The sequence below is a fragment of the Mixta sp. genome, from assembly GCF_024610815.1.
In the GTDB taxonomy this organism is placed as follows: Bacteria; Pseudomonadota; Gammaproteobacteria; order Enterobacterales; family Enterobacteriaceae; genus Mixta; species Mixta calida.
Window position 1 is genome coordinate 1 of record NZ_JANION010000052.1, and the last position, 22,245, is coordinate 22,245.

25 protein-coding genes and 2 tRNA genes are annotated in these 22,245 nt (G+C 60.9%); 9 read left to right on the plus strand and 18 right to left on the minus strand.

Features of this window, described 5'->3' with window-relative positions:
* The 10 genes from MYY08_RS03090 to hpxU form a co-directional block, all read right to left on the minus strand.
* A partial coding sequence (locus tag MYY08_RS03090) for a solute carrier family 23 protein (protein ID WP_502888446.1) occupies nt 1-307 on the minus strand: 307 nt, incomplete at its 3' end.
* Between the two features lie 61 nt (nt 308-368).
* Nucleotides 369-704, minus strand: a complete 336-nt coding sequence (gene uraH / locus MYY08_RS03095; protein WP_104951433.1) for a hydroxyisourate hydrolase — start codon at nt 702-704, stop codon at nt 369-371.
* The gene (uraD, locus tag MYY08_RS03100) at nt 701-1,192 is read right to left on the minus strand and encodes a 2-oxo-4-hydroxy-4-carboxy-5-ureidoimidazoline decarboxylase (RefSeq protein WP_038627940.1); all 492 of its coding nucleotides are present in this window, start codon (nt 1,190-1,192) and stop codon (nt 701-703) included. The genes uraH and uraD overlap by 4 nt, the downstream gene beginning before the upstream one ends.
* Nucleotides 1,182-2,453 carry an allantoate amidohydrolase gene (hpxK, locus tag MYY08_RS03105; protein WP_190296537.1) on the minus strand — a complete coding sequence of 424 codons (1,272 nt, stop codon included), beginning with the start codon at nt 2,451-2,453 and terminating at the stop codon, nt 1,182-1,184. Before hpxK ends, uraD begins: the two co-directional genes overlap by 11 nt.
* An 8-nt stretch (nt 2,454-2,461) precedes the next feature.
* A complete protein-coding gene (locus tag MYY08_RS03110; protein WP_038627945.1) occupies nt 2,462-3,703 on the minus strand; it encodes a pyridoxal-phosphate-dependent aminotransferase family protein in 1,242 nt (413 codons plus the stop codon).
* A 13-nt stretch (nt 3,704-3,716) separates the two neighbouring features.
* Nucleotides 3,717-4,454 (minus strand): amino acid ABC transporter ATP-binding protein, encoded by a 738-nt coding sequence (locus MYY08_RS03115; protein ID WP_038627947.1) that lies wholly within the window; start codon nt 4,452-4,454, stop codon nt 3,717-3,719.
* On the minus strand, nt 4,435-5,091 hold the full coding sequence (locus MYY08_RS03120) for an amino acid ABC transporter permease (RefSeq protein ID WP_038627950.1): 657 nt from the start codon (nt 5,089-5,091) through the stop codon (nt 4,435-4,437). The genes MYY08_RS03115 and MYY08_RS03120 overlap by 20 nt, the downstream gene beginning before the upstream one ends.
* Nucleotides 5,088-5,753, minus strand: a complete 666-nt coding sequence (locus MYY08_RS03125; RefSeq protein ID WP_038627953.1) for an amino acid ABC transporter permease — start codon at nt 5,751-5,753, stop codon at nt 5,088-5,090. Before MYY08_RS03125 ends, MYY08_RS03120 begins: the two co-directional genes overlap by 4 nt.
* Before the next feature lie 10 nt (nt 5,754-5,763).
* Complete coding sequence (locus MYY08_RS03130; RefSeq protein WP_038627956.1) at nt 5,764-6,552, minus strand: transporter substrate-binding domain-containing protein; 789 nt, start codon at nt 6,550-6,552, stop codon at nt 5,764-5,766.
* A 199-nt stretch (nt 6,553-6,751) separates the two neighbouring features.
* On the minus strand, nt 6,752-7,591 hold the full coding sequence (gene hpxU, locus MYY08_RS03135) for a MurR/RpiR family transcriptional regulator HpxU (protein ID WP_190296536.1): 840 nt from the start codon (nt 7,589-7,591) through the stop codon (nt 6,752-6,754).
* 120 nt (nt 7,592-7,711) lie between these two features.
* On the opposite strand from hpxU, the gene MYY08_RS03140 reads away from it, so the two are divergent.
* Genes MYY08_RS03140 through hpxZ form a run of 4 tightly spaced genes read left to right on the plus strand, consistent with a single transcriptional unit; the run spans nt 7,712 to nt 11,283 of the window.
* A complete protein-coding gene (locus tag MYY08_RS03140) occupies nt 7,712-9,298 on the plus strand; it encodes a gamma-glutamyltransferase family protein (protein WP_038627961.1) in 1,587 nt (528 codons plus the stop codon).
* Nucleotides 9,299-9,312: 14 nt separating this feature from the next.
* Nucleotides 9,313-9,498, plus strand: coding sequence for an oxalurate catabolism protein HpxX (hpxX, locus tag MYY08_RS03145; protein ID WP_038627964.1), 186 nt, complete (start codon nt 9,313-9,315; stop codon nt 9,496-9,498).
* A complete protein-coding gene (locus tag MYY08_RS03150) occupies nt 9,495-10,904 on the plus strand; it encodes an AtzE family amidohydrolase (protein ID WP_038627967.1) in 1,410 nt (469 codons plus the stop codon). Before hpxX ends, MYY08_RS03150 begins: the two co-directional genes overlap by 4 nt.
* Nucleotides 10,894-11,283, plus strand: coding sequence for an oxalurate catabolism protein HpxZ (gene hpxZ / locus MYY08_RS03155; protein ID WP_038627969.1), 390 nt, complete (start codon nt 10,894-10,896; stop codon nt 11,281-11,283). Before MYY08_RS03150 ends, hpxZ begins: the two co-directional genes overlap by 11 nt.
* Nucleotides 11,284-11,364: 81 nt before the next feature.
* Here the strand turns inward: hpxZ and puuE are convergent, their stop codons facing one another.
* The 3 genes from puuE to MYY08_RS03170 are packed head-to-tail and all read right to left on the minus strand — an operon-like array spanning nt 11,365 to nt 13,814.
* Entirely contained in the window at nt 11,365-12,324 is a 960-nt protein-coding gene (gene puuE / locus MYY08_RS03160; protein WP_038627972.1) for an allantoinase PuuE, read from the minus strand.
* Nucleotides 12,325-12,357: 33 nt separating this feature from the next.
* Complete coding sequence (hpxA, locus tag MYY08_RS03165; protein ID WP_038627974.1) at nt 12,358-13,095, minus strand: allantoin racemase; 738 nt, start codon at nt 13,093-13,095, stop codon at nt 12,358-12,360.
* Nucleotides 13,092-13,814 (minus strand): GntR family transcriptional regulator, encoded by a 723-nt coding sequence (locus MYY08_RS03170; RefSeq protein WP_038627976.1) that lies wholly within the window; start codon nt 13,812-13,814, stop codon nt 13,092-13,094. Before MYY08_RS03170 ends, hpxA begins: the two co-directional genes overlap by 4 nt.
* A gap of 144 nt (nt 13,815-13,958) precedes the next feature.
* On the opposite strand from MYY08_RS03170, the gene MYY08_RS03175 reads away from it, so the two are divergent.
* Entirely contained in the window at nt 13,959-15,452 is a 1,494-nt protein-coding gene (locus MYY08_RS03175) for an NCS1 family nucleobase:cation symporter-1 (RefSeq protein ID WP_288013103.1), read from the plus strand.
* Nucleotides 15,453-15,505: 53 nt separating this feature from the next.
* On the opposite strand, the gene MYY08_RS03180 is transcribed toward MYY08_RS03175, so the two are convergent.
* A tRNA-Asp gene (locus MYY08_RS03180) sits at nt 15,506-15,582 on the minus strand.
* Between the two features lie 133 nt (nt 15,583-15,715).
* The gene (gene dnaQ, locus MYY08_RS03185) at nt 15,716-16,444 is read right to left on the minus strand and encodes a DNA polymerase III subunit epsilon (protein WP_038627980.1); all 729 of its coding nucleotides are present in this window, start codon (nt 16,442-16,444) and stop codon (nt 15,716-15,718) included.
* Between the two features lie 52 nt (nt 16,445-16,496).
* Between dnaQ and rnhA the strand changes: the two genes are divergently transcribed.
* Nucleotides 16,497-16,964 (plus strand): ribonuclease HI, encoded by a 468-nt coding sequence (gene rnhA / locus MYY08_RS03190; RefSeq protein WP_038627982.1) that lies wholly within the window; start codon nt 16,497-16,499, stop codon nt 16,962-16,964.
* On the opposite strand, the gene MYY08_RS03195 is transcribed toward rnhA, so the two are convergent.
* Nucleotides 16,949-17,683: a class I SAM-dependent methyltransferase gene (locus tag MYY08_RS03195; RefSeq protein ID WP_038627984.1), complete on the minus strand. Its 735-nt coding sequence runs from the start codon at nt 17,681-17,683 to the stop codon at nt 16,949-16,951. The two genes, rnhA and MYY08_RS03195, sit on opposite strands and share 16 nt — an antisense overlap.
* Before the next feature lie 42 nt (nt 17,684-17,725).
* On the opposite strand from MYY08_RS03195, the gene gloB reads away from it, so the two are divergent.
* Both gloB and mltD read left to right on the plus strand, forming a co-directional pair.
* A complete protein-coding gene (gene gloB / locus MYY08_RS03200; protein ID WP_190296532.1) occupies nt 17,726-18,481 on the plus strand; it encodes a hydroxyacylglutathione hydrolase in 756 nt (251 codons plus the stop codon).
* 71 nt (nt 18,482-18,552) lie between these two features.
* A complete protein-coding gene (gene mltD, locus MYY08_RS03205) occupies nt 18,553-19,944 on the plus strand; it encodes a murein transglycosylase D (RefSeq protein WP_038627989.1) in 1,392 nt (463 codons plus the stop codon).
* Nucleotides 19,945-19,984: 40 nt separating this feature from the next.
* Here mltD and MYY08_RS03210 read toward each other — a convergent pair whose 3' ends face one another.
* Nucleotides 19,985-20,788 (minus strand): endonuclease/exonuclease/phosphatase family protein, encoded by an 804-nt coding sequence (locus tag MYY08_RS03210; RefSeq protein ID WP_038630119.1) that lies wholly within the window; start codon nt 20,786-20,788, stop codon nt 19,985-19,987.
* 203 nt (nt 20,789-20,991) lie between these two features.
* Between MYY08_RS03210 and yafC the strand changes: the two genes are divergently transcribed.
* On the plus strand, nt 20,992-21,891 hold the full coding sequence (gene yafC / locus MYY08_RS03215; protein ID WP_190296531.1) for a DNA-binding transcriptional regulator YafC: 900 nt from the start codon (nt 20,992-20,994) through the stop codon (nt 21,889-21,891).
* 214 nt (nt 21,892-22,105) lie between these two features.
* Here the strand turns inward: yafC and MYY08_RS03220 are convergent.
* Nucleotides 22,106-22,182: transfer RNA gene (locus MYY08_RS03220), tRNA-Asp, on the minus strand.
* Nucleotides 22,183-22,245 lie beyond the last annotated feature (63 nt).

A 22,245-nucleotide genomic window follows, 5' to 3' on the forward strand; every position in this document is an offset into this window, starting at 1 on the left:
TGGTGCAGGGCGTCTCGTTCGCCAGCGTCTCCACGCTGGCGAACGAGACGCCCTGCACCAGCGGCAGCCGCGCGCCCAGCCCCGGCAGTCCCAGCGATTGCAGCAGCGTCGCCGCGCCGCTGACAAACAGCGCGGCGGTAATCAGCAGGCCGATATCCGCCGCGGAAAGCCCCGCCGCGCTACCGATAATCAGCGGCGGCGCGATAATGCCGCCGTACATAGTAAGCACATGCTGCATGCCCCAGGCGAAGGTTTTTCCCGCCGGGTAACGCTGATTTTCCGGTTTGACGCGATTCTCATTCATCATGATTGCCTTCTGCGGTTGCGGGCGTCCGCTAAGCTGCCGGACGGGAAAAGCGCCGTTGCGCTCAACTGCCCCGGTAGGTTGACCAGCTCCAGGGCGAGATCAGATATGGCAGGTGAAAATGGCTGCCCGGCTGCGCGATCACGAAATCGATCTGCGCGGTGACGTAAAGCGCGTCGCGCCCGTCGGCGGCGAAGTAGTCGCCGATCTCCGCCGTCAGCCGATAGTGGCCCGGCGTCAGCGGCTCCGGAGAGAAGCTGTTGATCCGACCGTCGGCATCGGTTTTCTCCTGCGCCAGTGGACGCCAGCCCTCAACGCCGTCCTGCTCCAGAGAGACGGTCACTCCCGCCGCAGGCCTGCCCAGCGCGGTATCGAGAATATGGGTCGACAATGAACTCATGCAAAGCTCTCCTCTAAACGCAACAGCGTGATTTCCCGCAGCTGAGCCAGCGCCTCACGCCGCTCCTGGTCGGGCGTATTAGCGAGACGCCGCCGCAGCTCGGCCAGCATCTCTTCCCCGCTGCGCCCTTTGGCGCGAATTAAAAACAGATGCCCGAAGCGTTGCTCATATGCCTGGTTGGCCTCGCGCAGCGCCTGGCGCAACGTCGCATCCTCTCCCACCGCAGCCTGCTCGCGTCGCGACAGCGCCGCCTCTTTCTCTTCGCCTGCGGCGCGCTCGCCGATGCGTGGATGCGCCGTCAGCGCCTGGGCGAAATCAGTCTCGTCCCACTCCTGCGCCAGCTCGCCAGCCAGCGCTATTAGCGCCGCCGTGGAGGCATAAGGACGCGCCGCGGCGACCGCCTGCCGCCAACGCGGAATCGCGACGCAGTGAGCAATCGCCGCCTGCGCCTGCTCAGTGGAAAGCTGGTTAAAGGCGTCAAGCTGCATTGGACCGCCTCCCGGCGCACTGCGCCGCATAATGTTCGACCGCCAGCAGCGCCGCCTGCACCGCCTTCGCCACGTCCGCCTGGCGCACCGATTCCGCCGGATGATGGCTGACGCCGCCGGCGCAGCGCACAAACAGCATGCCGACCGGCCAGCGTTCGGCGATGGCGATGGCGTCGTGACCGGCGCCGCTCGGCAGCGCGACGGCGCGCCCCTGCACCTGCGTCACCGCCTGCGTCAGCGCCTGTTGCAGTCCGGCATCGCAGGCGGTAGCGTTAATCGCATAATATTCATCGGCGTGAAAGTTCAATCCGCGCCGCGCCGCAATGCGCTCCGCCTGCGTCAGCAGCTCGCTCAGCAGCGCCGTCAGCGCTGCATCTTCCGGGCCGCGAATATCAAGCGACAGCTCTACCTCGCCGGGGATCACGTTTACCGCGCCGCCAGGACAGCGCAGGGTGCCGACGGTGGCGACCCGCTGCCCGCCCTGCTGACGGGTGGTTTGCTCGATAAACACCATCCATTCGGCAGCGGCGGCCAGCGCATCTTTACGCTGCGTCATCGGCACCGTGCCCGCGTGTCCCGCCTCGCCGCGGAATCGGCAGTTCAGACGGCGCGCGCCATTAATCGCCGTGACCACGCCCAGCGCCAGATCCGCCTGTTCCAGGCAGGGGCCCTGTTCGATATGCAGCTCCAGATAGGCGGCAACAGACTCCGGCGCGCGGGCGGCGGCGGGAATGCGCGCGGCGTCCAGCCCCACGGCCTGCATCGCCTGCGCCACCGTCACGCCGTCGGCGTCCGGCACCGCGGGCCACGCGACGGGCCAGCTGCCGGTCAGCCCACGGCTGCCCAGCAGAGTAATGCCGAAGCGGGTGCCCTCTTCGTCGCCGAAGCCGACGATTTCAATCGCCAGCGGCAGACGCAGCCGCTGCTGATGCAGCCAGCTGACCAGCTCGATGGCGCTCAGCACGCCGAGCATGCCGTCATAGCGTCCGGCGTTGCGCACCGTATCAAGGTGCGATCCGAGCAGCAGCGCCTGCGCCCCTGGCTCCGCGCCCTCATAGCGCCCGCAGATATTGCCGACCGCATCCTGCCAGACGCGCATGCCCGCCGCCTGCATCCATTCGCCGACGCAGGCGTTGGCGCGCAGATGTTCCGGTGACAGGTAGACGCGGGTCAGCCCGTCGCGGCTTTCGCTGATCGCCGCCAGCGCGTCGCAGCGCGCCAGCACCCGCGCCGCCGCGCGATCCGCTTCGTCTTCGTTCATTTGAGGCGTCACAGGCTGCCCTCGCTGGTATAACGATCCCATGCGGCCTGCATCGCCGCGCCCTGGACAGTTTTAAAGCCGAGATGGTTCAGCACCGCTTCCAGCGCGCAGAGCGTCTGCATAACGCAATCTTTGCGCGCGTTGTAGCCCATGGTGCCGATGCGCCAGACCTTGCCGATCAGCGGCCCGAACGAGGTGCCGATTTCGATGCCGAAATCCTCCAGCATCCGCGCACGCACCTGCTCGCCGTTGATGCCAGCCGGAATGACGACGCCCAGTACGTTGTTCATGCGATGGCGCAGGTCGCCGAAGGTTTCCAGCCCCATCGCCTGAATGCCGCGCAGCAGCGCCTCGCCGTGCAGCTGATGACGCGCGATGGCGTTATCCATGCCTTCCTGTAGCAGCAGACGAGCGCATTCGCGCGCGCCGAACAGCGCGGTGGTCGCTTCGGTATGGTGGTTCAGACGTTCCGGCCCCCAGTAATCCATGATCATGCCGAGGTCGAAATAGTTGGACCAGATCATCTCATCCTCACCGTCCTGATGCGCGGCGGTGCGAATCCCCTGTTCGACGCGTTTGCGCTGGCGGATGGTCTCCGCCATACGTGCGCTGAGGGTGATCGGCGAGGTGCCGGACGGCCCGCCGAGGCATTTCTGCATCCCGGCGGAGACCGCATCCAGCCCCCAGGCATCAGTCTCCAGCGCATTGCCGCCCAGCGAGGCGGTGGCATCGGTGTAGAACAGCACGTCATAGCGACGGCAGATGGCGCCCAGCTCCGCCAGCGGTTGCAGCATGGTGGTGGAAGTGTCGCCCTGCACCGTCAGCAGCAGACGCGGGCGCACGCGCTTAATCGCCTCCTCGATCTGGTCAGGAGTGAATACCTCGCCCCAGGGCGCCTCGATGGTATGCACCTCCGCCCGACAGCGGCGAGCAATTTCGCACAGCAGGTGGCCGAAACGACCAAAGACCGGCACCAGCACTTTATCGCCAGGCCGTATGGCGGAGAGCAAAATCGCCTCGATGCCGGCGCGCGAGGTGCCGTCGATCAGCAGCGTCCAGCGGTTTTCGGTGCGGAATACGCCGCGATAGAGCGCCATCACCTCGTTCATGTAGTGGGTCATCGCCGGATCGTACTGGCCGATCAGTTGGGTCGACATGGCGCGCAGCACGCGCGGATCGGCGTTGATCGGCCCCGGCCCCATCAGCAGGCGCTGCGGCGGGTTGATTTGTGCGAATTGGGAGATATCCATGCATCGTTCCTTATCAGTTAAGTCCGCGAACTGAAGAGATAAACTGTTTCAGCTCCGCCGTCTGTGGGCTGGCAAACAGGGTTTTACTTTCGCCCTGTTCCCAGACGCGCCCCTGGTGCATAAACACCACGCGGTCGCCCACTTCGCGGGCGAAATTCATTTCATGCGTCACAAGGATCAGCGTCATCCCCTCCGCCGCCAGCTGCTCCAGCACCTTCAGCACTTCACCCACCAGTTCGGGATCGAGCGCGGAGGTGATCTCATCGCAGAGCAGCACTTTCGGGTTCATCGCCAGCGCGCGGGCGATAGCCACCCGCTGTTGCTGGCCGCCGGAGAGGTTCGCCGGGTAGTAATCGACGCGATCGCCCAGTCCCACCTTTTCCAGCATCTGCCGCGCCAGCGCGCGGCATTCGTCCGGCTTCATCTTCAGCACCCGGCGCGGCGCCAGCATCACGTTTTCCAGCGCCGTCATATGGGGAAAGAGATTAAAGCTCTGAAACACCATGCCGACCGAGCGGCTGATCTCGCGCGCCTGCGATTCGCGGTCGGTCACGGTCATGCCGCCCAGCTTGATGCTGCCCTCCTGATAGCCCTCCAGCCCGTTCATGCAGCGCAGCAGCGTGCTTTTTCCCGAACCGCTGCGGCCGATGATCGAAATCACCTCGCCGCTGTCGATATCCAAATCGACGCCTTTCAGCACGTGGTTGGCGCCGTAATATTTCTGTACCTGATTAATGGTGATGAGCGGCATGACATTTCTTCTCCAGATACTGGCTGTAGCGCGACAGCGGGTAACACATCAGGAAGTAGCCCAGCGCCACCAGCGCGAAAACCCGGAACGGCTGATAGGTGACGTTGGTGAGAATGGTGGCGGCCTTGGTCAGCTCGACGAAGCCGATAATCGACGCGAGCGCGGTGCCTTTGATTACTTGCACCGTAAAGCCGACGGTGGGCGCGATGGCGATGCGCATCGCCTGCGGCGCGATCACGCGCAGCAGCGTCTGGCCGAAACGCAGCCCCAGACAGCGCGACGCCTCCCACTGTCCCGGCGGCAGGGCGCGAATGCTGCCGTACCAGATATCTACCAGAAAGGCGCTGCTGTAGAGCGTCAACGCCAGCGCGGCGGCGGCCCAGGGCGACAAATCGATGCCGAACAACGCCGGACCGAAAAAAGCGAGAAACAGCTGCATCAGCAGCGGCGTGCCCTGAAACAGCTCGGTGTAGCCGCGCACCAGACGCTGCGGCCAGCGACGGCGCGTCAGGCGCAGCAACAGCAGCGGCAGCGTCATCAGCGCCCCGCCGACAAATGCCGTCAGCGACAGCAGCACCGTCCAGCGCGCCGCCAGCAGCAGGTTGCGCACGATATCCCAGTCGGTAAAGGTGTTCATCGCGTGGCTCCAAACCATTTCCGGCCCGCCGCCAGCAGCAGCTGGCGCATCATCATAGACAGCAGCAGATAGATCAGCGTCGAAACCAGATAGACTTCAAAACTTAAAAAGGTGCGCGACTGAATCAGATTGGCGGCGAAGGTCAGCTCCTCGTAAGAGACCTGCGACACCACCGACGAGCCGAGCATCACGATAATGCACTGGCTGACCAGCGCCGGATAGATGCGCTGCATGGCGGGCGGCAGCACGATGTGCAGAAAGGTTTGCGCGTAGCTCAGTCCCAGCACGCGTCCCGCCTCCCACTGCCCTTTCGGCGTCGCCTGAATGCCGGCGCGGATAATTTCGGTGCTGTAGGCGCCGAGGTTGATCAGCATCGCCAGCAGCGCCGCTTCCCCCGCCGTCAGCTTCAGGCCGGTCGCCGGCAGGCCGAAGACGATAAAGAAAAGCTGCACCACGAACGGCGTATTGCGGATTAACTCGACGTAGCCGCCCCAGATGCGGCTCAGCCAGTTCGGTTTGCCGCTGCGCAACGCTGCGCCGAAGATGCCCAGCGCCACGCCGCCGAGCGTCGCCAGCACCGTCAGTTGAATGGTGACCCACGCCCCCGCCAGCAGCTGCGGCCAGTAAGGCCACAGCGCGCTAAAGTTGAGTTGCCCGCTCATCGCGTCGCCCTTATGCGCCGAGGTTGGCGGGCAGCGGCGCTTTCAGCCACTGCTGCGACAGCTTGTTCAGGGTGCCGTCCTGAATGCCCTGCTCAATCAGCGCGTCGATCTTCGCCTTCAGCGCCGGCTCGCCTTTTTTCAGGCCGATATAGCAGGGCGAATCCTTCAGCATAAACTGCGCTACCGGCGCTTTGTCGGCGTTCTGGCGCGCGATGGCGGCCACCACCAGGTTGCCGGTGGCGACATACTGCACCTGCCCGGAGAGATAAGCGGAGAGCGTGGTGTTGTTATCCTCATAACGTTTTACCGTGGCATCTTTCGGCGCCACGCCGCTCAACACCATATCCTCTACCGCGCCGCGCGTAACGCCGATGCTTTTGCCGCTCAGGGCCGCCGCATTGCTCAGCGGCGGTTCCCCTTTCGGTCCAAAGACGCCGAGAAAAAACGGCGCGTAGGCGCGGCTGAAATCGATGGCTTTAGCGCGCTCAGGATTTTTACCGAGGCTGGAGATCACCAGGTCGACCTTATCGGTTTGCAGATAAGGCACGCGGTTGGCGCTGGTGACCGGCACCAGCTGCAACTTTAGTTTCATCTGGCTGGCGAGATATTTCGCCATATCGATATCATAGCCCTGCGGTTGCAGATCGGTGCCGACCGAACCGAACGGCGGAAAATCCTGCGGCACCGCCACGCGCAGCACGCCGCGCTGTTCAATGCTCTGTAGCCCGTCGGCCAGCGCGCTGCCCAACTGCATAACCATCATCGCCGCGCCCATCATTACCATGGTTAACTTTTTCATATCTGCTTTGCCCCGGAGTAAAGTGTTGCAACAAAAGATTCGTCACGAGTCTTTTTGCAACTAATGTGCCAGGTAGCAGGCGAAGGAAAAGAGAGGGGTTAAAAGCGCGAAACGGCCCGCTTAACGGGCCGTTGGCGGCGGAGCGAAAGAGAGGGAAAATATGTACCGTAACGGCGCAAAGCACCAAAATGGTGCCCCATCAGCGTTGTTCAAGCTCGTCCAGCTGCTGATAAAGATCGGCGATGGCGTGAATGCGCTGGCGTCCCTGCGCCAGCCCTTCATGCAGCAGCGCGTTAGCCAGCAGGTTCACCAGGCTCATGGCGGCGGAGTAGCTGTCAAAGGCGGAAACGCTGTCCAGCGGCGTGCAAAGCGGCCAGCGCGCCAGAGGCAGAATCCCCTGCGCCTGCGGCTCGCACAACAGCAGCACCGGTACCGCCTGCAACTGCAGCTGTTGCAGCAGCGGCTTGATAATGCGCGGACGACGACGGAAGGCGACGACAATCACCAGATCGTCAGCGGCGATATCCACCAGTTCTTCCGCCAGCGTCTGGCCTGGCTGCGGCAGAATATGCACCTGCGGACGCGCCTGTAACAGCTGCTGGCGCAGATGCAGCGCCACCGGCCAGCCGTTGCGCATGCCAACGATAAAGATGCGCCGCGCCTGCCCCAGCGCGGCGACAACCTCGCTGAACCGCTGCGCATCAAGCTGGTTCATCCACTGCGTCAGGTTCGCCATCTCCTGCTTGTAGTGGCGCGCCAGCAGCGTGTTGCCCTGCGCCGCCTCGCGGCTGTGGGTCAGCGGCATGCCGCTTTGTCGCAGGGTGCGCAGCTCGTCGCGCATATCCTTATATTTATCGTAGCCGAGCCGCTTAAACAGGCGGCTGACGGTCGCCTTGGAGACCCCGCTCAGGCGCGCCAGCTCGGCGCTGTTGTAGCCGATCAGATCGTCGAAATGGTCGAAAATAAAATCGGCGATGCGCTGCTCCTGCGGCGAAAGCTGCCCGTAATGTTGCCTGAGCCGTTCATCAAGCTGTGTCATAACCCACCCCGTAACGTTTGTTTCAGCCAGAACATAGCATAAATCACACCAGAAACCGGAGGGGCAAACCTGGAACGTCTCTTGCTTAGCTTTACCGACCAGAGCAAACAAGGGAACGCGATGATCCAGAGTAATATGGCGCCGCAGGGCATGGTGGTGACGCCGCATCATCTCGCCAGCGAAAGCGCGCTGGCGGTGCTGCGCGAAGGCGGCAACGCGATTGAGGCAATGGTGGCCGCGGCGGCGACTATCGCGGTGGTCTATCCGCATATGAACGGTCTCGGCGGCGACGGCTTCTGGCTGATTGTGCCGCCGCAGGGCGAGCCGGTCGCCATTGACGCCAGCGGCGCCGCCGGTTCGCTCGCCGAAGCGAGTTTTTATCAGGGGATGACGACGATTCCCCATCGCGGGCCGAAAGCGGCGCTGACCGTGGCCGGCACCGTTAGCGGCTGGGCCGATGCGCTGGACCTTTCCCGCGAGCTGGGCGGCGGCGCGCTGCCGCTGACGCGCTTGCTGCGCGACGCCGTGCGTTACGCCGCCGACGGCATTCCCGTTACCGCCTCGCAGGCGGCCGCCACCGTCGCCATGGCGCACGAACTCGCCGACCAGCCCGGCTTCGCCGCCACCTTTATGCCGGACGGCGCGCCGCCGCGTCCCGGTAGCCGCTTCACCCAACCGGCGCTGGCCGACATTCTTTCCGAACTCTGCGAGTACGGGCTGGAGAGCTTCTACCGCGGCCCGCTGGCGCAGCGGCTGGCGCGGGGCATGACGCAGCTGGAGATGCCGATCATGCTGGAGGATTTGCAGCGCCATCGCGCCAGACGACGCACGCCGCTGCGCCTTGCCCACCAGCACGGCGACATCTATAACCTCGCCCCGCCGACCCAGGGCCTGGTGTCGCTGGCGATTCTGGGCATCACCGACGGCCTGGAGATGGCGCAGGCGGATGAGGTGCAAACCGTTCACCGCATTGTCGAAGCGACGAAAAAGGCGTTCGCCCTGCGCGACCGCTATATCACCGACCCGCTGCATATGCGCGAGGAGATGCAGGCGCTGCTGGACAGCGGGCTGCTGGCGGAGACCGCGCGGCAGCTTGATTTGACGCGTGCCGCGCCCTGGGGCGGCGGACGCGGCCCCGGCGACACCGTCTGGCTGGGCGTGATGGACAGCAGCGGCATGGCGGTCTCGTTTATTCAGAGCATCTATCACGAATTCGGCAGCGGCGTAGTGCTGCCCGATACCGGCATCGTCTGGCAGAACCGCGGCGCGGCGTTCAGCCTCGATCCCGATCATCTGCTGACGCTGCTTCCCGGCAAACAGCCGTTTCACACCCTGAACCCCGCCGCCGCTCGCCTGAAAGATGGACGGGTGATGGTTTACGGCTCGATGGGCGGCGACGGCCAGCCGCAAACCCAGGCGGCGATTTTTACCCGCCACGTGATTCAGGGAATGCCGTTGCAGCAGGCGGTAAGCGCGCCGCGCTGGCTGCTGGGCCGCACCTGGGGCCGGGCGTCGGATTCGCTGAAGCTGGAGGGTCGCTTTCACGCCGAAACGCTGGCGCAGCTACGCGCGCTCGGCCACGAGGTAGAGACGCTGCCCGACTTCAGCGAGGCGGTGGGCCATGCGGGCGCCATTGTGCGTCATACCAACGGCATGCTGGAAGGCGCTTTCGATCCGCGCAGCAACGGCAGCGCGGCCGGTTTCTGATAAAGGAGAAAGATATGCAGACAGACAGTGACTGGAACAACTATCTGCGCCAGATGGAAGCATTGCTGGATCTGGAGCTGGATGAGGCGCGTCGCGCCGAGCTGCTGACGCAGTTTACCCGCATCGCGCAGATGGCCGGGCCGCTGATGGCGCTGCCGCTCGATATGCGGCTGGACGTAGCGGGGGTTTATCAGGCATGAGGCTTCATGAACTCTCTATCAGCCAGCTGCGTCAGGCGCTGGCACGCGGTGAGTTGAGCGCGGCGGAGATTGCCGCCGCCAACCTGTCCGCTATTGAGCAGCAGAATCCACGCCTTAACGCCTGGACCACGATCGTCGCCGATCGTATGCGCCAGCAGGCGGATCGCCTCGATCGGCTGCGGCGCGAAGGTCAGCCGCTGCCGCCGCTCGCCGGCGTGCCTTATGCGGTAAAAAATCTGTTCGACGTGGCGGGCCATCCGACGCTGGCGGGCGCCAGCCTGTTCAGCGACAGCGCGCCCGCCGCGCACGACGCCTGGGCGGTGGAGAAGCTGAGCGACGCTGGCGCGCTGCTCAGCGGCATGCTGAACATGGATGCTTACGCCTACGGCTTCACCACCGAGAACAGCCATTACGGCGCCACGCGCAATCCGCACGATCCGCAGCGCACCGCTGGCGGCTCCTCCGGCGGATCGGCCGCCGCCGTCGCCGCCGGACTGGCGCATTTTACCCTGGGAAGCGACACCAACGGATCGATTCGCGTGCCCGCCTCGCTGTGCGGGGTGTTCGGCCTCAAGCCGACCTTTGGCCGCCTGTCGCGGCACGGCACCCATCCGTTTGTCGCCAGCCTGGATCATATCGGCCCTTTCGCCCGCCGTAGCGAAGACCTGGCGTGCGTTTATGATGCGCTACAGGGCCACGACGCGCAGGACGCCTTTCAGGCTAACGTCGCCGTGCAGCCTACGCTGGGGCAGCTGGATCGCGGAATGGAAGGGCTGCGCTGCGCGGTGCTGGGCGGCTTTTTCCGCCAGTGGAGCGACGACGACGCGCAGCAGGCGGTCGCAAAAGTGGCGCGCGCGCTGGAGGCGAGCACAGAACTGACGCTGGATGAAGTGGATATCGCGCGCTCAGCGGCCTTCATTATTACCGCCTCGGAAGGCGGCAACCGCTACCTGCCCCTGCTGCGCAGCCAGCCTGAGCGTTTTGAGCCGCTGTCGCGCGAGCGGCTGCTGGCGGGCGCGATGCTGCCCGCCGCCTGGTACGTGCAGGCGCAGCGTTTCCGCCGTCATTTTCAGCAGCAGGCGATGGCGCTGTTTGCCCATGTCGATATTCTGATCGCACCCGCCACGCCTTGCAGCGCCACGCTGATTGGTCAGGAGACCATGACGATTAACGGCCAGACGCTGCCGGTGCGCGCCAGCATGGGCATGCTAACGCAGCCGATCTCGTTTCTCGGCCTGCCGGTGGTGACCGTACCGCTGCGAACCGCCAGCGGCCTGCCGATCGGCGTGCAGCTGATCGCCGCGCCGTTTCAGGAAGCGCGCTGCTTGCGCGCCGCCCGCGCGCTGGAGGAAATGGGCGTCGCGGCGGCGCCGGTCGCTAAAGGGAGTGTTGCAGATGCAGTATGATCGTATCAATTTGCCTGCGGTAGTCGCGGAGGTGACGGCTGCTTTTCAGCGTTACGAACGGGCGCTGGTCGGCAACGATATCGTCGTGCTGGATGAGCTGTTCTGGCATGACGAACGCACCGTGCGCCTCGGCGCCGGAGAGAACCTGTACGGCATCGAGGCGATTCGGGCGTTTCGCGCCGCGCGTCCCGCCACAGGGCTCGACCGCCAGCTGCATAATACGGTGATTACCACCTTCGGCGAGGACTTCGCCGTGTGCAGCACCGAATTTACCCGTGTCGGCAGCGACCGCATCGGTCGTCAGCAGCAGAGCTGGGCACGATTGCCGGAAGGATGGCGCATCGTCGCCGCGCAGGTAAGCCTGATGAGCGCGTCCTGAAGGCGACCGGTTAACGAAACAGAGTGGTGAGCGAGCGGTAAGATGAGGGAGACGGCGGCCTGTTTGAGGCCGCCGGTACGATCAGATTTCCGGCGCCGGATGATGTTTTATCCAGTGTTCGGCGATCTGCTGACGGGTGCAGATCCAGACGCGTTCGTGCTGCTGAATGTAATCCAGGAAACGGGTTAGCGCGCGGAAACGCCCCGGCCGTCCCAGCAGGCGGCAGTGCATCCCCACCGAGAGCATTTTCGGCGTGGTTTCGCCCTCTTCATACAGCACGTCGAAACTGTCTTTGAGATAGGTGTAAAACTGTTCGGCGGTGTTGAATCCCTGCGGCGTGGCAAAACGCATATCGTTGGTTTCCAGCGTATAGGGAATAATCAGATGCGGCTTCACGGTGCCGTCCTGGCAGGTGACCTGCGTCCAGAACGGCAGATCGTCGCCGTAGTAGTCGCTGTCGTAGCTGAAGCCGCCCTGCTCCACCACCAGCCGTCGGGTATTCGGGCTGTCGCGGCCGGTGTACCAGCCGGTCGGTGCTTTGCCGAACAGATCCATCAGCACATCCACCGCCTGCTGAATATGCTGGCGTTCGGTTTTCGCATCCATCGACTGATAATGAATCCAGCGCCAGCCGTGGCTGACCACATCGTACTTAGCCTCACTAATTGCCTGCACGATCTCAGGATGACGCGCCAGCGCCATCGCCACGCCGAACACCGTCAGCGGCAGACCGCGCTTCTGAAACTCATTGTGAATGCGCCAGAAACCGGCGCGCGAACCATATTCATACAGCGAATCCATCGACATATGGCGATCGGGATAACTGGCGGCGCCGATAATATCGGAAAGGAACTGCTCCGATCCGGCGTCGCCGTGTAAAACGTTGTTTTCCGCGCCCTCTTCATAGTTGAGAACAAACTGCACCGCAATGCGCGCCTCGCCGGGCCAGGCGGCATGCGGCGGCTTGCCTGCATACCCGCGCAGATCGCGCGGATAGTTTTTATTAAAGCTGTACTCTTTCTTCTCTGGAGATGCACTCATTCTCTGGCTCCTTTCTTGAGCAGATAGCTTCCGTTAGTTTAGGTGCTGAAAAGCGCCCGATATCTTTTTTTCTCGTGGATATGCCAAATCGCCATATTTACTGGTGCCTAAGCCCAGCGCGACCAGCGATTCCACCATTTTTACCGCGGCGCCGACGCCGTCGATCACCGGCATGCCCAGCTCCTGCGTCAGCTCGGCGGCAAGCGTCGCCATGCCGCCGCATCCCAGCACGATCGCACCGCAGCCGTCTTCGCGTTTAGCCTGTAAACAGCGCAGGCGCACCTGCTCCTGCGCCTGTCCGCTGCCATCCTCCAGCGCCAGCACCGGCAGATCGATAGCGTGCAGGGCGGCGCAGTGGTGGGTAAAGCCATACTGTTGCAACAGGTGGCGGGCGATAATCACCGTGCGCGGCAGCGTGGTGACGATGGAGAAACGGGTCGCCACCATTGTCGCCAGATGCATCGCCGCTTCAGCGATGCCGATCACCGGGCCGTCGGCCAGCTCGCGCGCCGCCAGCAGGCCGGGATCGCCGAAGCAGGCGATAACGTGCCCCTGCACGCCCTGCTCCCTTCCCCGTTTGATCTGCTCCAGCACGCCGATCGCCGCAATCGCCTCGTCGGCGTGGCCTTCTATCGACGGCACGCCCTGCGAAGGGGAAACGGCGAGGATTTCCGTACCGGGTGCGGCGGCCGCGCGCGCCGCACAGCCGATGGTTTCGGTCATCGACAGCGTGGTGTTGGGGTTGATGACCTGAATTAAGAGGGAACTCATAAATGACGCGCTCCTTTATGGGCAAACAGACGAGTGAAATCGGGCGGCGCTTCGCCGTCGCGCTCAAAGCGCAGGGAAGCGAGGATCTGATCGAAATGGCGTTGCAGGGCGTCCGTCAGCGGCGGCAGCGCGCCCGCGCGCAGATAATCCACCAGCCGATCGTGATCGTCGCAGCGGCAGCCCTGTCGCCACGGCGCGCCCCAGACGGCGATAACCAGCGACGAACGCTGGGTCAGGTGAGTGACCATTTCCGTCAGCACCCGGTTGCCGGAAATCGCCTGTAGCTGAATATGGAAAGCGGCGGAAAGGCGGATCGCCGCCGCGCCATCCTGCCGCCGGTGCGCCTGACGCTCCTGCTCCAGCAGCCGCTCCAGTCCCGCTAAATGCGGCGGCTGACAGTGCGCCATCACGCTGGGCAGGTTGCCGCATTCGATTAGCGCACGGGTGTGGAAGATGTCCCGCGCCTCTTCCGCATCGGGCGAGGCGACCTTAGCACCACGTCCGGGCAGCAATACGATCATTTGCACCGCCGCGAGGCGTTGCAGCACTTTGCGGATGCCAGTGCGGCTGATGCCGAAGGCGATGGCGAGCGCCTCCTCCGGCAGTCGGCTGCCGGGCGGCAGCCGCTGTTCCACAATGGCGGTTAACAACGCCTGATAAACAGGCTCATGACTGTCGTTCAGTTCTGTGGCCGTTCGCTGGCCGGTTTCACGCTTCATCGCTTTCTCCCGTCGCGCGGTTTTGTATACAAAAAAGGGATCGCGGTGAGGCCCGTCCGGGTAACACCTTTTCCGGTTGGCCTGGATCCTGCAAGTGCTGAAGCACGAGGTTCTCCGTTACCCATCTTCAGAGGAGCAGGTTTCATGCCAGAACATTCAACCGTTACTTCAGCATCCGCCACACAGGACGATGCGCACTACAGTCCGCGCCTGACCAACGACGATCTCGCGCCGGTACGTCAACAAACCTGGAGCTGGTACAACATTTTTTCTTTCTGGATGTCGGACGTGCACAGCATGGGCGGCTATGTGGTGGCGGCCAGCTTCTTTACGCTGGGCCTGGCGAGCTGGCAGGTATTGATCTGTTTGCTGGCGGGCATTTGCATCGTGCAGCTCTGCGCCAACCTGGTGGCGAAGCCGAGCCAGCTAACGGGCGTGCCCTACGCGGTGATCTGCCGTCAGGCGTTCGGCGTTTTCGGCGCCAATATCCCGGCGGTGATACGCGGGTTAATCGCCTTCGCCTGGTATGGCATTCAGACCTGGCTCGCCTCTAACGCGCTGATGCTGGTGCTGCTGAAATTCTGGCCCGCGCTGGCGACGCTGACGCACGCTTCCTGGCTCGGTCTGTCGCTGCTCGGCTGGATCTGCTTTGGCGTGATGTGGCTGTTGCAGGCGGCGGTATTCTGGCACGGCATGAACGCGATTAAGCGCTTTATCGATATCGCCGGTCCGGCGGTTTATGTGGTGATGCTGGCGCTGGCGGGCTGGATTGTATACAAAACCGGCTTTTCCGGGATCGCTTTCACCCTGGCCAGCAAGAGCCTGAGCGTCAGCGAGCAGGGCTGGCAGATGATCACCGCTACCGCGCTGGTGGTCTCCTATTTTTCCGGCCCGCTGCTCAATTTTGGTGATTTCTCGCGCTACGGTAAAAGCATGCAGGCGATTCGCCGCGGTAACCGCTGGGGTCTGCCGTTTAACTTCCTGCTGTTTTCCCTGGTGACGGTGGTGATTGTTTCCGGGGCGCGTTCGCTGTTCGGCAAGATGATCACCGATCCGATTGAAACCGTCAGCATGGTGGGCAACGATCTGGCGGTGGCGATTGGCCTGCTGACGATGATCACCGCCACTATCGGCATTAATATCGTGGCGAACTTCGTCTCTCCCGCTTTCGACTTTTCTAACTGCTCGCCGCAGAAGATCAGCTTCCGCACCGGCGGCATGATCGCCGCCGTCGGCTCGGTGCTGCTGACGCCGTGGAACCTGTTCCAGTCGCCGGAGTTGATCCACTATACGCTGGATGTGCTGGGCGCCTTTATCGGGCCGCTGTTCGGCATTCTGCTGGCGGATTTCTATCTGATTAAGCGCGGCAAGGTGGTGGTGGACGATCTGTTCAACGCGACGCCGTCGGGTCGCTACTGGTATCGCGGCGGCTTTAATCCGAAGGCGATCGGCGCGCTGCTGCCGTCGGTAGCGATCGGCTTGATTATCAGCTTTATGCCATCGCTGCATGCGGTCGCCAGCTTCAGCTGGTTTATCGGCGTAGCGCTCGGCGCAGGCTGCTATCGCTGGCTGGCGCGCGATGAACGCGAGACGGCGGCAATGCGCTATGTCGCGCCGGTGGCGGTTCAGGAGGAGTGAAACGCAGAAAAGCAAAAGGCCGATTCATTACTGAATCGGCCTTTCCGAATAGTTGGCGGTGCGGACGGGACTCGAACCCGCGACCCCCGGCGTGACAGGCCGGTATTCTAACCGACTGAACTACCGCACCGCGCTGTGTTCCCCGTCGGGAACGAGGCGCATATTAAGGGGAGTTGCGCTGGCCGTCAACGCTTTTTCTTACGCGGGCGATCGTTTGCCTGTTTTTTCATCTTACTGCGTTTTTTTGCAGCGAAATGATGTATTTATGCCCGCCAAAGGCAGCTGCCGCCCTTTTTCATCACCAGGTCGAGACGCTGTTCATGCGCCATCACCTCTTCGTCGCTGGCCGCCACCACGCGCAGCCCGGAGGTGCGCGCGACGCGCTGGATCCCTTCGCCGCTTTCGTTCTGCTGTTGTTCACCGTCCATAGAAAACGCCAGCGAAGTCTGTCCGCCGGTCATGGTCAGAAAGACTTCCGCCAGAATCTCGGCATCGAGCAGCGCGCCGTGCAGCGTTCGCTTGCTGTTGTCGATTTCGTAACGCGAGCAGAGCGCATCCAGGCTGTTGCGCTTGCCGGGGAACAGCTTACGCGCCATTAACAGACTGTCGGTGATCTGACAGAAGGTTTCCGTTTTGCTGATGCCGCGATTCAGCTTGCTGAACTCGTAGTCCATAAAGCCGATATCGAACGAGGCGTTGTGGATCACCAGCTCGGCGCCGCGAATATATTCCAGGAACTCGTCGGCAATCTCGCTGAAGGTCGGTTTATCCAGCAGAAACTCGTCGGCGATGCCGTGAACGCCGAACGCTTCCGGGTCCACCAGCCGATCGGGTTTCAGGTACATATGGAAATTATTGCCGGTCAGACGGCGATTGATGATCTCCACCGCACCGATTTCAATAATGCGATGGCCTTCGTAATGCACCCCCACCATGTTCATACCGGTGGTTTCTGTATCGAGAACGATCTGGCGTGTAATTGCTGTGCTCATAAGGCTCGTTTATGTCAGACTTGGCGTTTTTTCAGGAGGAAGTCTACCAGAGATGCGCAAACAGGTAGAAATTTTCACCGATGGCTCCTGCCTCGGTAACCCCGGCCCTGGCGGCTATGGCGCTATTTTACGCTATCGCGAGCATGAAAAAACCTTTAGCGCCGGTTTTTATCGCACCACCAATAACCGTATGGAGATGATGGCGGCCATCGTGGCGCTGGAAGCGCTGACGCAGCCCTGTGAAGTGACGCTCAGCACCGACAGCCAGTACCTGCGCCAGGGGATCACCAGCTGGATCCATAACTGGAAAAAGCGCGGCTGGAAGACCGCCGATAAGAAGCCGGTTAAGAACGTCGACCTGTGGCAGCGGCTGGATGCGGCGCTCAGCCATCATCAGATCAAATGGGAATGGGTAAAAGGTCACGCCGGGCATGCGGAAAACGAACGCTGCGATGAGCTGGCGCGCGCCGCCGCCGGAAGCCCGGCGTTTGAAGATATCGGCTATCAGCCGGAGTCCTGATCTTTCGTCTTGTGCAGCTGGCGCGTGGCGTTGACCGTTGCGCGCAGTTTTACTTTGCCGCTGATTTTTTTGGCTGGCGTCATGGTCAGCGGCAGGGTGCGCTTACGCGCCACCATAATATTCAGGCAGCCCAGCGCCGGTATGTGGGTGCTGATCATCCGCCCGCCCTGGCGGTTCCACGGCACCACCTGAAAACGGCTGCGGTACACCACTTCGTAATTGAGCAGGCTTAGCCAGTCCAGTAAACGCATCTGGCTGAACATGCGGCCATTCCACGGCGGGCGGCGATGCAGGCCCGGCAGCAGTTTCCCCATTCCCAGCAGGCTGAGCGGATTAAAACCGGTGATAATCATCCAGCCGTCATCGATCAGCACGCGATCCACTTCACGCAGAATGCGGTGCGGGTCCTGGCTCCAGCTCAGGGTATGCGCCAGCAAGCAGGCATCCACCGATTTCGCTTCAAAGGGCAGATGCATCGGATCGGCCACCACCTGCACCGCCTGCCCCACTTCGCCGACGTTGACCTGATGCGAAATGGCGCAGGCCTGCGTATCGATCTCAACGCTCAGGTTGCCGATTTTCAGCAGATGGAAGCCATACAGCTTGCCGAGGCAGGGCTGCAGATGCTGGGTCAACGCGTCGCGGAACGATTCCCCCCAGGGCATCTCAGACCAGGAGTGCGGTGCGGCCAGAATTTGGCGTGTTTTAGCGGGCTTCATGTTTTACCATCAGTGTTCCTTCACGACGTGCGAGAGGTGTGTATGAATCTTAACAGTATCCCAGCGTTTCAGGATAACTACATCTGGACATTAAACGATGATCGGGGCCGCTGCCTGATCGTCGATCCAGGCGAAGCGGCGCCGGTGCTCGCAGCGATTGAAAAACAGCAGTGGACCCCGGTCGCCATTTTGCTGACGCATCACCATCACGATCACGTTGGCGGCGTAAAAGAACTGGTGCACAGGTGGCCTGATCTTGTGGTCTACGGACCGCAGGAGACACAAGATAAGGGCGCCACGCATATTGTCAGCGAAGGCGATATCGTGCCTGTTTTGGACTGCGAATTTAGGGTAATTTTTACGCCCGGCCACACTTTGGGACATATCTCATATTACAGCGCGCCTTATCTTTTTTGCGGCGATACGATGTTTTCAGGCGGATGCGGACGTCTGTTTGAAGGCACCGCTGAACAGATGTACGAATCATTTCAAAAGCTTGCTGAATTACCTGATGAAACGCTGGTTTGCTGCGCCCACGAATATACCTTATCCAACTTAAAATTTGCTAACGCTACGCTGCCGGAAGATCGGGAAATTCAGCGCTATTTTCAGGAAATTAAGAAGTTACGTGCTGAAAATCGCAGTAGTCTGCCAACAAAACTGGGGCACGAACGGTATATAAATTTATTTCTGCGTACGCAAGATGCTGATTTACAAAGGGCGTTGCGCTTGAATATGCCCCCGCAGCACGCATGGGACGTTTTTGCCCTGCTACGGCAGAAGAAAGACAATTTTTGATTTTTCTGGTTGTGTTGTGGTGCTGCAGCACGTATGATTGCTCGTCTTTTAAGCAAACCATTGACACATACATGAAGACTAGAGCGATTATCCTTCTCGCCTCGGTCTTGCTGATGATGGGATGTCAGGCATCGCGACACGATGCCGCTGTCCCTGAACAGCATGCACAGAGTCTGTCTTCAGCTGGTCAAAGTGAGAATGATAAATTTACAGATCGCCTGTTATCCCCGCGTTGGCAGGATGATGGAACGGCCCTGACTCAGGACCAGGATTTGTGGAATTACATTCGAGACGGGCTGAAAATGGAGGTTCCGGAAAACCCCCGGATCCGAGAGCAGAAACAAAAGTACTTAAGAAACAAGAGCTATCTCCACGATGTAACTTTACGGGCAGAGCCGTATATGTACTGGATAGTCGAGCAGATTAAGCAACGTAAGATGCCGATGGAACTGGTACTACTACCCATAGTGGAGAGCGCTTTTAACCCCCACGCCACATCCGCCGCGAATGCCGCAGGCATCTGGCAGATAGTGCCGAGCACGGGGCGTAACTACGGTTTAAAACAGAATCAGTGGTATGACGGCCGACGCGATATCGTCGCTTCGACCCGAGCGGTTCTGGATATGATGGAACGTCTGAACAAGATGTTCGACGGAGACTGGTTGCTGACCATCGCAGCGTATAACAGCGGCGAAGGGCGAGTGCTGAAAGCGATTAAACAGAATAAAGCGCGCGGCAAACCAACCGATTTCTGGCATCTGTCCTTACCGCGTGAAACCACGCTGTACGTTCCTAAAATGCTGGCGTTGCAGGATATCCTGAAAAACAACAAGCGTTATGGCGTACGGTTACCAGCCCCGAACGAAAGTCGAGCGCTGGCGCGCGTTGAAGTAGGTCAGCAGATAGAACTGACGCAGGCGGCGGAAATGGCCGGCTTGCCGGTCGCGAAGCTGAAGAACTACAATACGGGCTACAAACGCGGCGCCACGGCGCCTAATGGACCGCACTATATTATGGTGCCGAAGGCGAATGTCGCTCAGCTGCGTAGTTCTCTGGCCTCTGGTGATATCGCCGCTGTACAGCCGACGCGTCTTGCGGCAAACAGCGCCAGCACCAAAAGCTATACGGTGCGTAACGGCGACACCCTGTCAGGCATAGCCAGCCGGATGGGCGTTTCGGTAAAAGCGTTGCAACGCGCAAATAATTTGCGCGGTAACACGATTAAGCCGGGACAGACGCTGACCTTTGGTAACAGCGTCGCAGGTAGTGAACTGGCCGATAACGGCAACAGCATCACCTATAAGGTTCGTAAGGGTGATTCTCTTGCCAGTATTGCGCGTCGACATGGTGTGGACATCAAAGACGTCAAGCGCTGGAACAGCGTGCTGAGCGACAGTAGTTCGATTCAGCCAGGTGATAAGATCACCCTGTTCGTGAATAACAGCGCGACGCCAGACAGCTAAACTTGCTGAAGAGAAAAAGCCGATCGCAGGATCGGCTTTTTTATGCCTGAACAGAATCGGTAGCGGCGAATTCGACCAGCAGCGGATTATGATCGGAGGCGCGCGTTACCAGCACGCTGGCTTCGGCTACCTGTAATCCACGGTAGAAAACGAAATCGAGCGGTCTGCCAAACGCCTTACGCCGATGATCATCGGTAAAGCGCACCTCGCGTAAACCCATCTCGCGCGCAAAACGATAGAGCGCGTTCATACGCTGACGGCTCCATGCATTGAAGTCCCCGGCCATAATCACCGGGCCGTCATGATGCGCCAGCTGCTCGCCAATCGGCCCCAGCTGTTTGCTGTAAACATCGATGCCAAGGCTAAAGTTAACCGCATGGATGTTTACCACCATCAACATTTTGCCGTCCGGTAAAGGATAAGCCGTAATTAGCGCCGATTTCGCCAGGCGCAGCAGCGGCTCACGTTCGCGCAGCGGGCAACAGTAAACCGGATGGGCAGCCGCCAGCGTCATGACGCCTGACGGGTGTTGCGGTAGCACGAAAGCAGGCACCTGATCCGCCGCCAGATAGTTCGACGTCGCAAAGCGCACCAGCTCCGGCGTGGTCTGCGCCTCCTGCAGCAACACCAGCTGCGCATCTTTGCCAAAGTTTTGCAGCACTGACAGCCAGTCAGCCCGCTGCTGCTTAAAGATATTCCATACCAGCACGCGTAGCGTTGCGCTGGAGGTAATCGGCGCGCCTGGCGGAAGCGCTTGCCCAACATGCAGCATGGCGTTCGGCTGGAAAATTCTTTCCGCTGGCTGGCCGGCTACATATCTCATGGCATAGGTTTTTTTCCGCACGATACCGCCCGTTTCTGAAGTGTCTGTATACAACTACTGACTTCAGTTATAGGGGCTTCAGGGGAGAGTTTCAATCGGCGCGACGGAATTTACCTTTCCGACAGGCAAGCAAATGTTACGATAGCAACAAATTCGGATCGCCCTGCCCTCTGCTATCCTGTCCGGCAAGAACGCAGAGGAAAGAATAACGTACGGGAGACGGGGTGAAAGCATCTACAGATGAGTTAAAAATCTTTGTTACGGTAGTGGAAAGCGGCAGCTTCAGCCGCGCAGCCAGGCAGCTGGAGCTGGCGACCTCCGCCGTTAGCCGCGCTGTGAAAAAGCTGGAAGCTAAGCTGGGCGTTGAACTGCTGACGCGCACCACTCGCCAAATCAGCCTTACACAGGAAGGCGAAGGCTATTTTCGTAAGGTGCAAAAGCTGTTGCAGGAGATGGCGGCGGCGGAAAATGAGCTGATGGAAAGCCGACAGGTGCCGCGCGGATTACTGCGGGTAGATGCCGCCACGCCGGTTGTTTTACACCTGCTGACGCCAATGGTGGCGCCTTTTCGCCAGCGCTACCCAGAGATGACGCTTTCTCTCATCTCTTCCGAAACCTTTATTAATCTGATTGAGCGTAAGGTGGATGTGGCGATCCGCGCCGGGAACCTGACAGACTCCAGCCTGCGCGCCCGTCCACTGTTTACCAGCTATCGCAAAATGATTGCAGCGCCAGCTTATCTGGCGCGCTGCGGCGTGCCGGTAAGCGTTGACGAGCTGGCGCAGCACAGCTGCCTCGGCTTCGTAGAAACGCCGGCGCTGAATCGCTGGCCTGTAGCGCAGCCCGACGGCGAACTCTATACCATTCAGCCCACCATTACTGCCAATAGCGGAGAGACGCTGAAACAGCTCTGCCTGGCGGGGAACGGTATCGCCTGCCTCTCAGACTACATGATCGATAAAGAACTCAGCGATGGTAGCCTGGTTGAGGTACTGGCCGATAAACGCCTGCCGGTCGCAATGCCGTTTAACGCCGTTTATTACAGCGATCGCGCCGTCAGTACGCGCGTCAGGGCCTTTATCGATTTTCTCGGCGAGTGGATTAACGAACATCATCTTCTGTAAGGCTACTCGCGCTCCATCGTACACAGACTGGAGCAAATGGCGCGGCAAACGCTCTGGTACGCAGTCTGTATGCTTCAGGTACATAAAATATTGAACCCAAAACTGATGAAGAAAGTCTGCATAAAAGTTTTGAGCTTAAGTGAAGGCATTGAAGCGAGCCAAAACAGAAAAGCAAAAAGCCCTGACATTGCTGTCAGGGCTATTGCTTATAGAGTGGCGGTGCGGACGGGACTCGAACCCGCGACCCCCGGCGTGACAGGCCGGTATTCTAACCGACTGAACTACCGCACCACCGAATACTGCATTACCAGCGGGGTCTCGCTGATAACCGGTGTCGACCTTTACAGGACTAAC

Bases quoted from the DNA above. Each gene is read 5' to 3' on its own strand.
- uraD (WP_038627940.1), bottom strand. From the start codon at position 1,192: ATGCAGCTTGACGCCTTTAACCAGCTTTCCACTGAGCAGGCGCAGGCG.
- rnhA (WP_038627982.1), top strand. From the start codon at position 16,497: ATGCGCAAACAGGTAGAAATTTTCACCGATGGCTCCTGCCTCGGTAAC.
- puuE (WP_038627972.1), bottom strand. From the start codon at position 12,324: ATGAGTGCATCTCCAGAGAAGAAAGAGTACAGCTTTAATAAAAACTAT.
- hpxA (WP_038627974.1), bottom strand. From the start codon at position 13,095: ATGAGTTCCCTCTTAATTCAGGTCATCAACCCCAACACCACGCTGTCG.
- MYY08_RS03150 (WP_038627967.1), top strand. From the start codon at position 9,495: ATGAGGCTTCATGAACTCTCTATCAGCCAGCTGCGTCAGGCGCTGGCA.
- MYY08_RS03115 (WP_038627947.1), bottom strand. From the start codon at position 4,454: ATGCCGCTCATCACCATTAATCAGGTACAGAAATATTACGGCGCCAAC.
- dnaQ (WP_038627980.1), bottom strand. From the start codon at position 16,444: ATGAGCACAGCAATTACACGCCAGATCGTTCTCGATACAGAAACCACC.
- hpxU (WP_190296536.1), bottom strand. From the start codon at position 7,591: ATGACACAGCTTGATGAACGGCTCAGGCAACATTACGGGCAGCTTTCG.
- MYY08_RS03195 (WP_038627984.1), bottom strand. From the start codon at position 17,683: ATGAAGCCCGCTAAAACACGCCAAATTCTGGCCGCACCGCACTCCTGG.
- MYY08_RS03120 (WP_038627950.1), bottom strand. From the start codon at position 5,091: ATGAACACCTTTACCGACTGGGATATCGTGCGCAACCTGCTGCTGGCG.
- MYY08_RS03170 (WP_038627976.1), bottom strand. From the start codon at position 13,814: ATGAAGCGTGAAACCGGCCAGCGAACGGCCACAGAACTGAACGACAGT.
- hpxX (WP_038627964.1), top strand. From the start codon at position 9,313: ATGCAGACAGACAGTGACTGGAACAACTATCTGCGCCAGATGGAAGCA.
- MYY08_RS03140 (WP_038627961.1), top strand. From the start codon at position 7,712: ATGATCCAGAGTAATATGGCGCCGCAGGGCATGGTGGTGACGCCGCAT.
- mltD (WP_038627989.1), top strand. From the start codon at position 18,553: ATGAAGACTAGAGCGATTATCCTTCTCGCCTCGGTCTTGCTGATGATG.
- gloB (WP_190296532.1), top strand. From the start codon at position 17,726: ATGAATCTTAACAGTATCCCAGCGTTTCAGGATAACTACATCTGGACA.
- MYY08_RS03130 (WP_038627956.1), bottom strand. From the start codon at position 6,552: ATGAAAAAGTTAACCATGGTAATGATGGGCGCGGCGATGATGGTTATG.
- MYY08_RS03175 (WP_288013103.1), top strand. From the start codon at position 13,959: ATGCCAGAACATTCAACCGTTACTTCAGCATCCGCCACACAGGACGAT.
- uraH (WP_104951433.1), bottom strand. From the start codon at position 704: ATGAGTTCATTGTCGACCCATATTCTCGATACCGCGCTGGGCAGGCCT.
- hpxK (WP_190296537.1), bottom strand. From the start codon at position 2,453: ATGAACGAAGACGAAGCGGATCGCGCGGCGGCGCGGGTGCTGGCGCGC.
- hpxZ (WP_038627969.1), top strand. From the start codon at position 10,894: ATGCAGTATGATCGTATCAATTTGCCTGCGGTAGTCGCGGAGGTGACG.
- MYY08_RS03125 (WP_038627953.1), bottom strand. From the start codon at position 5,753: ATGAGCGGGCAACTCAACTTTAGCGCGCTGTGGCCTTACTGGCCGCAG.
- MYY08_RS03110 (WP_038627945.1), bottom strand. From the start codon at position 3,703: ATGGATATCTCCCAATTCGCACAAATCAACCCGCCGCAGCGCCTGCTG.